The sequence below is a fragment of the Marinobacter sp. MA genome, assembly GCF_048298425.1.
Lineage (GTDB): Bacteria > Pseudomonadota > Gammaproteobacteria > Pseudomonadales > Oleiphilaceae > Marinobacter > Marinobacter salsuginis.
In genome coordinates this window covers 1099340-1111682 of sequence record NZ_CP103058.1, presented here as the reverse complement: position 1 = coordinate 1111682, position 12343 = coordinate 1099340, and the positions used below count along the sequence as shown (strand labels likewise).

Annotated in this window: 12 protein-coding genes; 4 read left to right on the top strand and 8 right to left on the bottom strand. The window is 58.8% G+C overall.

Going from position 1 to position 12343, the window contains the following annotated elements:
* Positions 1–2: 2 nt before the first annotated feature.
* The 4 genes from rimK to NUW46_RS05215 are packed head-to-tail and all read right to left on the bottom strand — an operon-like array spanning position 3 to position 3107.
* Positions 3–911, bottom strand: a complete 909-nt coding sequence (gene rimK, locus NUW46_RS05230) for a 30S ribosomal protein S6--L-glutamate ligase (protein ID WP_069184064.1) — start codon at positions 909–911, stop codon at positions 3–5.
* Entirely contained in the window at positions 908–1405 is a 498-nt protein-coding gene (locus tag NUW46_RS05225; RefSeq protein ID WP_069184063.1) for an ATP-dependent zinc protease, read from the bottom strand. Before NUW46_RS05225 ends, rimK begins: the two co-directional genes overlap by 4 nt.
* On the bottom strand, positions 1386–2246 hold the full coding sequence (locus NUW46_RS05220) for a mechanosensitive ion channel family protein (RefSeq protein ID WP_136630237.1): 861 nt from the start codon (positions 2244–2246) through the stop codon (positions 1386–1388). The genes NUW46_RS05225 and NUW46_RS05220 overlap by 20 nt, the downstream gene beginning before the upstream one ends.
* Positions 2247–2297: 51 nt before the next feature.
* A complete protein-coding gene (locus NUW46_RS05215) occupies positions 2298–3107 on the bottom strand; it encodes a hypothetical protein (protein WP_136630223.1) in 810 nt (269 codons plus the stop codon).
* 165 nt (positions 3108–3272) lie between these two features.
* Between NUW46_RS05215 and phrB the strand changes: the two genes are divergently transcribed.
* A complete protein-coding gene (phrB, locus tag NUW46_RS05210; RefSeq protein WP_418141562.1) occupies positions 3273–4676 on the top strand; it encodes a deoxyribodipyrimidine photo-lyase in 1404 nt (467 codons plus the stop codon).
* A gap of 184 nt (positions 4677–4860) precedes the next feature.
* Here the strand turns inward: phrB and NUW46_RS05205 are convergent, their stop codons facing one another.
* From NUW46_RS05205 to hemA, 4 genes are read right to left on the bottom strand one after another with little or no spacing between them, the layout of a single operon-like run.
* Positions 4861–5607: a molybdopterin-synthase adenylyltransferase MoeB gene (locus NUW46_RS05205; protein WP_305966628.1), complete on the bottom strand. Its 747-nt coding sequence runs from the start codon at positions 5605–5607 to the stop codon at positions 4861–4863.
* Positions 5597–6493 carry a peptide chain release factor N(5)-glutamine methyltransferase gene (gene prmC / locus NUW46_RS05200; RefSeq protein ID WP_418141561.1) on the bottom strand — a complete coding sequence of 299 codons (897 nt, stop codon included), beginning with the start codon at positions 6491–6493 and terminating at the stop codon, positions 5597–5599. The genes NUW46_RS05205 and prmC overlap by 11 nt, the downstream gene beginning before the upstream one ends.
* Positions 6483–7571 carry a peptide chain release factor 1 gene (gene prfA / locus NUW46_RS05195; protein WP_069184058.1) on the bottom strand — a complete coding sequence of 363 codons (1089 nt, stop codon included), beginning with the start codon at positions 7569–7571 and terminating at the stop codon, positions 6483–6485. The genes prmC and prfA overlap by 11 nt, the downstream gene beginning before the upstream one ends.
* Positions 7568–8857, bottom strand: a complete 1290-nt coding sequence (gene hemA / locus NUW46_RS05190; protein ID WP_418141560.1) for a glutamyl-tRNA reductase — start codon at positions 8855–8857, stop codon at positions 7568–7570. Before hemA ends, prfA begins: the two co-directional genes overlap by 4 nt.
* Positions 8858–9104: 247 nt before the next feature.
* Here hemA and NUW46_RS05185 point away from each other — a divergent pair, with 247 nt between their 5' ends.
* The 3 genes from NUW46_RS05185 to ispE are packed head-to-tail and all read left to right on the top strand — an operon-like array spanning position 9105 to position 12342.
* Positions 9105–10853: a tetratricopeptide repeat protein gene (locus NUW46_RS05185; RefSeq protein WP_418141559.1), complete on the top strand. Its 1749-nt coding sequence runs from the start codon at positions 9105–9107 to the stop codon at positions 10851–10853.
* Entirely contained in the window at positions 10850–11482 is a 633-nt protein-coding gene (lolB, locus tag NUW46_RS05180) for a lipoprotein insertase outer membrane protein LolB (RefSeq protein ID WP_418141558.1), read from the top strand. The genes NUW46_RS05185 and lolB overlap by 4 nt, the downstream gene beginning before the upstream one ends.
* Positions 11479–12342 (top strand): 4-(cytidine 5'-diphospho)-2-C-methyl-D-erythritol kinase, encoded by an 864-nt coding sequence (ispE, locus tag NUW46_RS05175; protein ID WP_418141557.1) that lies wholly within the window; start codon positions 11479–11481, stop codon positions 12340–12342. The genes lolB and ispE overlap by 4 nt, the downstream gene beginning before the upstream one ends.
* Position 12343: the final 1 nt, after the last annotated feature.

The following is a 12343-nucleotide window of genomic DNA, read 5'->3' as shown; positions in this document are numbered from 1 at the left end:
GGTCAGCCTCTCCCGCCCTTGGTGCCCGTTTTCCAGGGCTTCTGATTTTTCTCGGTCCAGTTGATGATCATGCCCGCCACATTCTTGCCGGTAGCATTCTCGATACCTTCCAGTCCCGGCGATGAGTTCACCTCCATTACCAGCGGCCCCCTGCTGGAGCGCAGAAGGTCCACACCGGCAACGTTCAGCCCCATGGCTTTGGCGGCTTTGATCGCAGTACTGCGTTCCTGCGGGGTAATTCGAATCAGTGAAGCGGTGCCGCCCCGGTGAAGATTCGACCTGAACTCGCCCTCAGCCCCCTGACGTTTCATGGCGGCAATCACTTTGTCGCCAATTACGAAGCATCGGATATCAGCGCCACCGGCTTCCTTGATGAATTCCTGCACCAGGATATCCGCCTTCAGGCCCATGAAAGCCTCAATCACACTTTCTGCAGCCTTGCGGGTTTCTGCAAGCACCACACCGATGCCCTGGGTGCCTTGCAACAGCTTGATCACCACCGGCGCCCCGCCCACCATCTGTAGCAACTCTGGAACGTTGTCCGGCTTGTTCGCGAAACCGGTAATCGGCATACCCACACCCTTCCGGGCCAGCAGTTGCAGCGAGCGCAGCTTGTCCCGGGACCGGCTGATGGCCACAGATTCATTCACCGGGAACACGCCCATCATCTCGAACTGGCGCAATACCGCCGTGCCATAGAAGGTCACTGATGCGCCGATACGGGGGATCACCACGTCAAAATCCTCCAGAACCTCCTCGTGATAGTGGATCTGGGGGTTGGCAGAAGTGATATTCATCGAACAGTGAAGGCAGTCGATAACCTTCACCTCATGGCCACGATTGATGCCCTCCTCCACCAGACGACGGGTCGAGTAGAGGTGACGATTTCGCGACAGTACCGCAATTTTCATTTTTCAGTCCTTAGGGCCGGTTCGCCGGCAAGATAGGAAGCTTCGGGATAGATCACTGAGCGCCCTGACATGGCAGTGCGGCCCAACAACATCCGGAACCGCATGGAATCCCGGTTGGTCAAGGTCATTTCAATGGGCCATTGCTGGCCGCCAATAAGCAGCGTGGTCTCGATAACCAGGCGCATTTCCTTATGGCCACCGGAGTCGGAAACGTTCCGCTCGTCCAGTACCTTGGCATCGCACTCGACAACCTGATGCAAATCGTTTTGCACCGGATGCACCCAGAAGCGTACGCGACGTTCACCATTTTCTGTGTAGGGCTCGGTCCGGAATGTGTGGAGGCATGAAGTTCGAGCTCCCGTGTCGATTTTCGCCTTGATACGGCTGATATCCAGATCCGGCAACGCCACCCATTCACGCCAGCCAAGACTCATCTTGTTCTCGGCTGGGGTTGGCGGGATGGTTTTGATAACTTCAGCTGTCTTTGTCGACATCCGGGAGATCCTTTTCAGTGATTTTTTCCGGCCCCAACAGCTGAACACGGAACGGCTCTGAATGGCTACCCGCATACACGCTGGTATGCGGGAACGGAATTTCAATGCCTTCCCGATCCAGGGTTTTCTTGATCGCAACCATCATACCGCTTCGCCCCTCAAGCACCTTTTCCTTGGGCACCCAATACGAGAACTGCAAATCCACAGAGGAGGGGCCAAACGCTGTTACCAGCGTGAACGGCTTGGGTTCTTCGAGACAGACCGGGTTCTTTTCCGCAAGGTCCAGCAGCAGGCTTTCTACACGTTCTACATCTTCAGCGTAGGCAATTCCCACGGTCAGGTCGAGCCGGCGGATTGGAAACCGGGAACGATTGACAACCCGGGTTTTGATCAGGGTTTCGTTCGGAATCCGAACGTACAGGTTGTCTGGAGTGCGCAATTTCACGCTGAGCATATCGATTGCGACTACCTCGCCGATGGTGGCATCTACCTCAATGAAGTCACCGATTTCGAAGGGTTTTTCCACCAGCAGAAACAAGCCGCTGATCATGTTCGAGGCGGAGGTCTGGGAGGCAAAGCCGATGGCAACGGTCAGGATACCGGCGGCTCCAAGCACCACATCCAGGGAGAACCCGGCCTCCCGCAGTGCCGCCACGAAAAACAAGAGAACGATGACATAGAACACCAGCCGCCGGACCATGACGGTATGGTGTCGGGACGTACGCTGGGCCATGAAACGGCCAACGCTGCGGGCGGCCAGGGAACCAAGAAACAGCCCGAGCACGACAAGAAAAGCGGAACTGATCCACTGCCCCCAGGCGATATCGGTAAACACCTTCATCACACCGGTCTCTATTGTTTCGAGCAAAGCATCGACTCCCTCTGGTCCATTTCAGCCAAACATCCGGTCAAAAGCGCGCACCAACCGGCCACGGGCCACCTTCTCACGGGCATCCGCCACATGCTTGCAAACACCGGCTGCAGCCAACAATGACGGCTCCACATGCAGACTAGCGGAATTCATATCGGTCTCTACTTCAACCGTTACACCGGGCGTCCAAAGCTGCCCTCGCTCATTCTGGTGCAATGAGAGCAACGGTGTTGGCAGACTGAACCGCTCCAGCAACAGGGGCTCTTCCCGACGGTTGATGAGCGTGACCGGGGTAACTGCTCGCCAGGGACGTTTGGGTACGGCCTCAAGGACCAATCTGGCAAAACTGGGCGAGGCATAACAAAGCTCGCCCTCCATGGTAGTCCGACCCACCCAGGTCATGGACGGCGACGCCAGAGGGATCTCCGTCAGAACGGTTTGCTTGTCGCCGACGCAAACTTTCATCCAGAGCAGGGTTCCCACATAGATTGTGCATCGCCCGCCAGCGGGAATAGTCAGTGGCTGGAATGGCCGAATGACGGTAGGCCGGTTAGCGAGAGCCGGCAGGAACATGACGGTTGATGACTGGTGTTCCCGAATGAACCGCTGCAGCGGCACAGACGCAGATGGCAGAGTATGGCCGATGGTTTCTGTCCAGCTGGCTGGGTCCGTATCCAGATCCAGCATTTCGGAACGAACCTGCCATTCCTGATCCAGCAGGGTGACCCATAAACGAATATGCCCCAACTCATGAAATTGGGTCTGGCCGGAAGCCAGAACGTACGGCTGGGCCCACACGCCATCACGACGACCTTCGGTATTGTTCTCCATTCCTGCCACAGAACTCCCTCGAGATCGGTCGACTGATTTGCTGTAAAAGTGCCTTAACTATAATCCAATCAGGCAGCTCGGGCGAATATCCAAGTTGGTGATTTTATTGAAACACCGGGCTGTATTTACACTTATATCAATCCCTCAGACGACTATGGATTACGGATGACACAACTGGTCTGGTTCCGAAACGATCTCCGGGTTGCCGACAACCCGGCCCTCACCGCCGCCTGCGAGAGCAGCGAAGCAGCGCGAGCCTGTTTTATTCTCACCCCGGACCAATGGCAGGAACACGACTGGTCGCCCGCCCGGGTACAATTTGTCATCGCCCACGCCAATGCCCTGGCCGAAGAACTGGCCCGGCTCGGCATTCCCCTGTCCTTTATCTACGCCAACCGCTTCGACGACAGTATCGAGAAACTGCAGAGCCATTGTGAAGAACACAAGGTGACAACACTGCACTTCAACGAGGAGTATGGTGTCAACGAACGCAAACGCGACAAAGCCGTCAAATACCGATTTGACGAGCTCGGAATAGCCGTTCGCAAATACCGGGACCAGACGGTTGCGCCGGTAGGCGAAATCCTCACCCAACAGGACGAACCCTATTCAGTATTTACGCCCTTCTCCAGACGCTGGCGCAGCTGGATAGACGAGACCCATCCAGGCCTGTTCCCGGTCCCGAAAGCCAGGGGCAACGCAGTAAGCCCGGAACAGATAGACACCATACCGGATGCCTTTCAAGACGCCCCGGAACCCTTGGTGGCAACCGGTGAAAGCGCTGCCCACGACCGGCTCGAACGCTTCCTGGACGAACGCGGAGGCGAGTACAAGGAAAAACGGGACTTCCCGGCAATCGACGGCACCAGCCTGATATCCCCTTACCTCGCCAACGGCGTTCTCTCAGGCCGGCAGTGCCTGATAGCCGGCAGACAGGCACAGGGCGCAGGCGGCAACCAGGAAGGCCTGGGAACCTGGATCACCGAAATCGCCTGGCGGGATTTCTACATCAACATCCTGTATCACTACCCCCGGGTCAGCATGCACCGCGCCTTCAAACCGGAAACCGAAGCTCTGGAATGGAACACCCCGGGCGCCAAGTTCGAAGCCTGGAAAACCGGCAACACCGGCGTCCCCATCGTCGACGCCGCCATGCGCCAGCTCAACCAGACCGGCTGGATGCACAACCGCCTGCGCATGGTCACTGCCATGTACCTGACCAAGAACCTCTTCATCGACTGGCGCCTGGGCGAAGCCTACTTCATGTCAAAACTGATCGACGGCTTCCTGGCCTCCAACAACGGAGGCTGGCAATGGAGCGCCTCCACCGGCACCGACGCAGCGCCCTACTTCCGGGTGTTTAACCCGGTAACCCAGAGCGAGCGCTTCGACCCTAAAGGCGACTTCATCCGGGAATGGCTTCCCGAACTGACCAAACTGGACAACAAGCGGATTCATGATCCCGGAGCGAAAGGCGGTGTGATTCCGAAGGGGTACCCGCGACAGATCGTTGATCTGAAGGCAAGCAGGAAAGAGGCTATCGCAAAGTTTCAGGAATTAAAGAACTGAGGTAAACAACGAGGCGGGCTAATCCAAGTCTCTGACGCAGCGCCGGGGATGGCCTTCCCAAAACTGTGCGGAGCCATGGATGGCGGAGCCCAAGCGTCACATGGACGTGCCGCAAGGAGCGTGTTTTGGGAAGGCCATCCCCGGCGCTGCAGCCCGAAAGTTCGCAAGCCCGCCGGCACCAAAGTCAACCGGAACAAACCGGACAGGAAGGATCCCGAGCCAACTTCATCTCCCGCCACTGCATCTCCCACGCATCCAGAATCAGCAACCGCCCGATCAACGGCGTCCCCACCCCGGAAATCACCTTGATGGCCTCCATGGCCTGGGTCGCCCCGATCATTCCCACTAGCGGCGCAATCACCCCCGCCTCTGAACAGGTCAGATCCTCATTGCCCTGCTCCGGATACAGACAGTGATAACAGGGGCTGCCCTCACGCCGGCTGTCGTAAACAGAAACCTGGCCTTCACCACGGATGGCCGCACCGGACACCAGCGGCACTTTTGCAGCCACGCAGGCCCGATTCAAAGCGAAGCGGGTGTTGAAGTTATCCGTGCAGTCGACCACCAGGGTCGCCTCTGCAACCCTGCGCGCCAGAACCTCACCCTCAAGGCGCTGATTCAGGGCATTCACGGATACCAGAGGATTGATCCGCCGAATGCGGTCGGCGAGGCTTTCCGCCTTTGATTCACCCAACTGCGCGGTTTCGAAACCGATCTGGCGCTGGAGGTTGGCCAGTTCAATATTGTCGTCATCCACCAGGGTCAGCGTCCCGACGCCGGCGGCACCGAGATAGAGAGCGACGGGGCATCCCAGGCCACCCGCACCCAGCACCAGAACCCGGGCAGACTGCAGCTTTTCCTGGCCGGAAATGTCGAACCGTGGCATCAGGATCTGCCGGCTGTAGCGCAATAATTCGTCGTCACTGAGCATCTGCATCTCCCCTGTTTAATGCCGGATCAGGGACCGCAGCATCGGAGCTCCATCGCCCAAGCGTCATCCGGTCCCGGTTGCCATAATCCTGGCGGGTCTCAACGTCTTTAAAGCCGCGGGCATGGAACAACCCTGCGACGGCCTCCGCCTGGTCAAAACCATGCTCCACCAGAAGCCATCCGTCTTCAACCAGCCAGTCTGGCGCCTGATCAACAATGAGCCGCAGATCGTCCAGACCATCGCTGCCGGAAACCAGGGCCGTGGCAGGCTCGAATCTGACATCACCTTCCGTCAGATGATGATCGCTATCCGGAATATAGGGCGGATTGGAAACAATCAAATCAAACCGGCCAGCCTCAAGCTCGGAAAACCAGGAGCTCTGAACCACGGAAACTGCCAGACCCAGCGCGTCGGTGTTTTCACGGGCAAGCTCAACGGCCTCAGCCACCGCATCGCAGGCAGTGATCTGCCACTCCGGATGCTCGCTGGCGAGCGCCAGGGCGATGGCACCGGTTCCCGTCCCCAGATCCAGTACTCGGGCCTGCCGGGGCAACGGCAAACCCAGAGCAACTTCCACCAGGCATTCGGTATCGGGTCTCGGGATCAGAGTTGAGGCACTGACTTTCAGCGGAAGCGACCAGAATTCCTGCTGCCCCAAGAGGTGTGCCACGGGTCGGCCGGTCACCCGCTCCTGCACAAGCGCTTCAAAGGCCTCGGCATGAGCATTGGGAATCTCCCGTTCAGGCCAGGCCCGGAAACTGGTCCGACTCAGACCGGTTACGTGGCTGAGAAGGAGCTCGGCATCCAGCCTCGGCGAATCACTGTTAATTCTTGCCAAGGCATCTCGCAAAAGGGCTTCGCAGGTCAGTGAGGATTTACTGGTCATCGGCAAGGGAGGCAAGCAACTCGGCCTGATGCTCCTGCTGCAAGGGCACCACCACAGCGTCCAGATCGCCGGCAATAACTTCGTCGAGTTTGTATAGGGTCAGATTTATACGGTGATCCGTGACCCGCCCCTGGGGAAAATTGTAGGTGCGGATGCGCTCAGACCGGTCGCCACTGCCCACCAGGCTCTTGCGAGTTTCGGCCATGGACTTCTGCTGCCGCTCAGTCTCGGCGTTCTGCAGACGCGAGGCCAGCAGGCTCAGAGCTTTCGCCCGGTTCTTGTGCTGCGACCGCTCTTCCTGGCACTCCACCACAATGCCCGTTGGCAGGTGCGTTATCCGGATTGCAGAGTCAGTCTTGTTGACGTGCTGACCGCCGGCACCGGACGCGCGGAAGGTGTCCACCCGCAGGTCTGCCTTGTTCAGTTCAATGGCTTCGGCTTCATCGGCCTCCGGCATCACCGCCACGGTACAGGCGGAGGTGTGAATACGCCCCTGTGATTCGGTTTCCGGTACACGTTGCACCCGGTGGGCCCCGGACTCGAACTTCAGGGCACCGTACACCCCATCGCCAGCCACACGGGCAATCAGCTCCTTGTAGCCCCCGTGCTCACCTTCGCTCTCGCTCAGCACTTCGACCTGCCAGCGCCGCCGCTCGGCATAGCGCAGGTACATCCTGAACAGATCGCCGGCAAAGATAGCGGCTTCATCACCGCCGGTGCCGGCACGGATCTCCAGGAAAACGTTCTTGCCGTCATTCGGGTCTTTGGGCAGCATCAGGCGCTGGAGCTCTTCATCCAGCTCCTCGCTTTTCTGCTCGGCCAGTTGCAGCTCTTCCTCGGCCATTTCCCGCATATCGGCGTCGCCATCTTTCGCCAGCTCACGGGCGGCCTCGATGTCATCGAGCGATTGCTGCCAGGCCTGAAAGCACTGAACGATGGGTTCAATCTCGGCGAACTCCCGGGAAAGGTCCCGGAACTTGTCCTGCTGGGAAATAATGGAAGAGTCACTGAGCAATGCACTGACTTCCTCGAAGCGGTCAGTAAGCTGCTCGAGGCGGGATTGGATCGATGGCTTCATAGTTTTTCCGGGGTAGTCGTCGTGTCCGCGTCCAGTGCATCCAGCTGGTGCAACTCACGCAGCCACTCTGTCACCTCGGTGCGACCTTCTGTAGTGGCCTTTCGAACCTGCACAGAGGGCTCATGCAGGAGCTTGTTGGTGAGGCCGCGCGCCATACTGCGCAGCACGGTTTCGGGATCTGTGCCGTTACGCAGGGCGCGCAGGGCTTTTTCGGTCTCGGCATCGCGCAGCAATTCTGCCCGCTGACGGAACTGTTTGAGGGTGGACACAGCATCCAGCGCCCGCAACTGGTTGAGGAAATCCTGCACCCCGGACGCCACCAGGTTCTCCGCTTCCCGGGCCGCGCCCTCGCGAGAGCGTATATTTTCTTCAATAACCTGGCGCAGGTCGTCAACCGTGTATAAATAGACGTCGTCCAGTGAGGCGACTTCCGGCTCGATATCCCGGGGCACGGCAATATCCACCATAAAATAGGGACGATGCTTGCGCTTCTTCAGTGCCCGTTCAACGGCGCCTTTACCCAGAATCGGCAGTGGACTGGCGGTGGAGGAAATAATGATATCAACATCCGCCAGGTGCTCGGGGATCTCGGACAACAAGATGCCCTTGCCGCCACGGGATTCGGCCAGTGCCTGCGCCCGCTCAAGAGTACGATTGGCCACCAGGAAATCTTTCACGCCTGCATCTGCAAGATGCCGGGCTACCAGTTCAATGGTTTTGCCGGCACCAATCAGAAGAGCCTTGTTACGGGACATATCGGCAAAAATATGGTGCGCCATGCTCACAGCTGCATAAGCAACGGAGACCGGATTCTCGCCAATAGCAGTCTGGGTCCGCACGCGCTTGGCGACCGAGAACGTGTGTTCAAACAGCCGGGACAGGAACGAGCCACTGGCGCCGTGCTCCCGGGCCAGGGTGTAGGCATCCTTCAACTGCCCGAGAATCTGCGGCTCGCCCAGCACCATGGAGTCCAGCCCAGCGGCCACGCGCATCATGTGCCTGACGGCGTCACCATCCCGGTGCACATACAACGCATCTTCCAGCTCTGCGGCATCCAGGCCGTGGAACCCTGCCATCCAGCGCAACACCATGGGTGCGCAGTCGTCATCGCCCGCCAGATATAGCTCGGTCCGGTTACAGGTGGACAGGATCGCGGCCTCGGAGGCGCCAGAGGTTGCCCTTAGCTCGGCAAAGGCCTCCGCCATACGCTCAGGCGTAAACGCAACTCGCTCCCGTAATTCAACGGGGGCCGTGCGATGATTGATTCCCAGCGTTACCAGTGCCATTTCGTGGTTTTACAACCTTTTGCCGATGAGCGGTGCAGATACGCGCAATTACTGGACATTTTAACGGTCAGCGGCCTGAGCTGCCACCCGAAACCGCCATCGCTTCGGCAAGTGCGGACAGGTTGGGCAAGATCAGACGCTTATGCCATTATAGGGATTCGGCCGAGGCCGGGACCCGATCTACCTCAATAAAGGGGCTGGAGCGTGGTTATTATTGATGCGTTTTCGACAGACCATGGGAAGTTGCATGCACAAGTCCGTACCGTTTCTGGTTACCTGCCTGCTTGGCCTCACACTGGCAGGGTGTGCCAGCCTTACCGGCACTGAGGAAGCGCCTGCTCCTGGCGAAAAAGCCGCCACCGAGACTAAAACGGAACCACAGCTGCCGGTTGAATACGCCGATTTCGAGCCCGAAACCCTTTATCTGTTACTGTCTGCCGAAATTGCGGCCCAGCGCGGCCGCTACGACATTACCCTCGTTAATTACCTGAAAGCTGCCAAGCAGTCCCGCGACCAGGCGGTTATCGAACGAGCCATGAGAATTGCCCAGTCCCTGAACGGCGATAACGCCCAGAAGCAGCTGGCCGAACTCTGGCTGGAAATCGATCCGGACAACCTCCAGGCACATCGGATCTCTGCCATCCAGGCCGTAAAAGGAAACGACCTCCAGACCGCCATTCATCACATGGAACGGATCATGGATCAGGGGGGCGATGCTGACTTTGACAGCCTGGCGGCCATGGCCGCAAACCTTCCACCGGAACAACAGCAGGAGCTGCTGGCACTTTACAAAGAAATGTCGGGCCGCCATCCCGACACGCCGGAACTCGAATACAGCATCGCACTGCTATTAAAAGTCACCGGGCAGCCGCAGGAAGCACTCGACAGGCTTGAACCGCTGCTGGAGGAAAATGCGAATTTCCAGCCAGCCATCATTCTCAAGGGTGACCTGCTCTATCAGACCGACCAGAAAAGCAGCGCCCTCGACTACCTGCTGACCAACACCCGCCGCTTTCCCGGCAACCGGCAAATGGGCACGCTCTATGGTCGGATGCTTATCAATGAAGGCGAATTACAGGCCGCCCAGGATGAATTTGCGAGACTGGTCAAGCGATACCCTGAAACGCCGGGCCTTCGGCTTTCCCACGCCCTGGTTGCCCTCGAGAATGGCCAGACCGATCTTGCTCGGGAAGAACTGACAAAACTGGCCGAACAGGGCCATCACACCAGCGAAGCCAATTACTATCTGGGTCGCATCGAGGACCAGGCGGGCAACACCGAGCAGGCCATTGGCTACTACCAGAGCGTGGAACAGGGTAAGTACTACTTCCCGGCCCTGGCCCGCGCCAGCTCCCTGCTGGCCGAGAACGGTCAACTTGAGGACGCCATTGACCGCATCCGCAGGCTCCGCGAAGCCAACCCCCGGCAGGCAGAGAACTTCTGGCTGCTGGAGGTTAACCTGCTTCTGGATCAGGAACAGCAACAGGAGGCCCTGAGTACCGCCACGGAGGCCCTGGAAGAACATCCGGACAATATTGAGATACGATACGCTCGGGCCATGCTTTACGACGGCATTGGCCAGACTGCCGACGCCGAAGCCGACCTCAGGCAGATTATTGAGCAGGAGCCGGAAAACGCCGTGGCCCTGAATGCCCTGGGCTACATCCTGACCACCCGGACCGACAGGCTCAGGGAAGCTCGCGGCTATATCGAGAAAGCGCTGCAACTGGACCCGGATAACCCGGCTATCCTCGACAGCATGGGCTGGGTCCTCTTCCTGGAGGGCCAGATTGAACCTTCGCTCGACTACCTGTCCCGCGCCTGGGCCGCCTTCCCGGACCCCGAAGTTGCAGCCCACTATGGCGAGGCACTCTGGATGAACGGCGCCGAAGAGCAGGCCCGGATCATCTGGCAGGAAGGTCTGGAGCAGGACAGCGACCACGAAGTACTCAGGGAAACCATCGACCGGTTGACCAACGGCGGTGAGTCGGAATGAGACTGGCCCGAATTCTGGCAACACTGACAGTGCTTGCCAGCCTCGGCGCCTGCACCACGATCCAGGTCGAGCCATTGCCGGAGGGCATGACAGACCAGCCTCCCGCGGGCTGGACCACTCGCGCCGCCAGTCTCGGTGAGCTCGATCACTGGAAGCTGACGGGCAAGCTGGCCGTCCGACAACCTTCCGACAGCGGCACCGCCATCATCAATCACTGGATTCAGGACGGCGAGGCCTACGACCTGGCTCTTTCCTCGTCCTTTCTCGGCATGGGCAGCACAACCCTCAAAGGCGTGCCCGGCTTTATTGAGCTGACCCTGCCAAACGGCGAAACCTACCGATCGGGCGAGCCGGAAGCACTGGTTGAGGCTGCCACGGGCTGGCAACTGCCCCTGGAGAACCTGACCTGGTGGATTCGCGGCCTGCCATCACCGGCCAGCGACTACCGTCTGCTGTTTGATGATCAGGGCACCCTCGCCATCATCCGCCAGAACGGCTGGGAGATCCGCTACGACCGTTGGCAGACCTTTCTCTCCAGCTATCCCGCACTCCCCGCCCGCATTACCGCACTCAAGGAAGAAAAACGGGTTCGATTGGTGGTGAGCGACTGGCAGGAGCAGCCTGAATGACACCCGACCTGATACTGCCATCACCAGCCAAGCTGAATCTGTTTCTGCACATCGTCGGGCGCCGGGACGACGGCTATCACGAGCTCCAGACCCTGTTCCAGTTTCTCGACTACGGTGACGAGCTGAGCTTCACCCTCACACCCGAAGAGCTCGGCACAAGGCTCGCGGAGCCTGTCCCTGGTGTTAACGACGAGGACAACCTCATCATCCGCGCGGCCCGGGCCCTTCTTGAACGGGCCCAATGCGAGCTGCCCGGAGTCACCATCGGCATTAACAAACGGCTACCCATGGGCGGCGGTCTTGGCGGCGGGAGCTCCAACGCCGCAACCACCCTGCTGGGACTCAACCATCTCTGGCGACTCGAGCTGAGCACCGATGAACTCGCAGAGATCGGCCTGAGGCTGGGCGCCGATGTTCCCGTATTTGTCCGTGGCCATGCCGCCTTCGGTGAAGGAGTTGGTGAAACACTGACCAATGCCAATCCGCCGGAAGACTGGTTTGTTGTTCTCAAGCCTGGCTGCAACATAAACACTGGCAAGATTTTTTCCGAGCAAGGGTTGACAAGGAACACCCCGAGAATCAAAATAGCGCCCGCTTTTGAGGGAGACGCCTCGAGGTACCGAAACGACTGTGAGGATGTAGTTCGCAAACTGTATCCTGAGGTTAACCAGAGCCTGGAATGGCTTTCACAATTCGGACCTGCAAGATTAACCGGAACCGGGGCTTGCATATTTGGACGTTTCCCGACAGAATCCGCAGCCCGGATCATCTGGGAAAGCAAACCGTCCGGCGTCACGGGGTTCGTAGCTAAAGGGGTGAACATATCACCTCTACACAAAAAGCTAACAGAGCTGAAATGAT

Excerpts from the sequence above, each read along its gene's own strand:
- rimK (WP_069184064.1), bottom strand. The coding sequence starts at position 911 with ATGAAAATTGCGGTACTGTCGCGAAATCGTCACCTCTACTCGACCCGT.
- prmC (WP_418141561.1), bottom strand. The coding sequence starts at position 6,493 with ATGACCAGTAAATCCTCACTGACCTGCGAAGCCCTTTTGCGAGATGCC.
- NUW46_RS05215 (WP_136630223.1), bottom strand. The coding sequence starts at position 3,107 with ATGGAGAACAATACCGAAGGTCGTCGTGATGGCGTGTGGGCCCAGCCG.
- NUW46_RS05220 (WP_136630237.1), bottom strand. The coding sequence starts at position 2,246 with ATGAAGGTGTTTACCGATATCGCCTGGGGGCAGTGGATCAGTTCCGCT.
- NUW46_RS05205 (WP_305966628.1), bottom strand. The coding sequence starts at position 5,607 with ATGCTCAGTGACGACGAATTATTGCGCTACAGCCGGCAGATCCTGATG.
- lolB (WP_418141558.1), top strand. The coding sequence starts at position 10,850 with ATGAGACTGGCCCGAATTCTGGCAACACTGACAGTGCTTGCCAGCCTC.
- NUW46_RS05185 (WP_418141559.1), top strand. The coding sequence starts at position 9,105 with ATGCACAAGTCCGTACCGTTTCTGGTTACCTGCCTGCTTGGCCTCACA.
- hemA (WP_418141560.1), bottom strand. The coding sequence starts at position 8,857 with ATGGCACTGGTAACGCTGGGAATCAATCATCGCACGGCCCCCGTTGAA.
- phrB (WP_418141562.1), top strand. The coding sequence starts at position 3,273 with ATGACACAACTGGTCTGGTTCCGAAACGATCTCCGGGTTGCCGACAAC.
- NUW46_RS05225 (WP_069184063.1), bottom strand. The coding sequence starts at position 1,405 with ATGTCGACAAAGACAGCTGAAGTTATCAAAACCATCCCGCCAACCCCA.
- ispE (WP_418141557.1), top strand. The coding sequence starts at position 11,479 with ATGACACCCGACCTGATACTGCCATCACCAGCCAAGCTGAATCTGTTT.
- prfA (WP_069184058.1), bottom strand. The coding sequence starts at position 7,571 with ATGAAGCCATCGATCCAATCCCGCCTCGAGCAGCTTACTGACCGCTTC.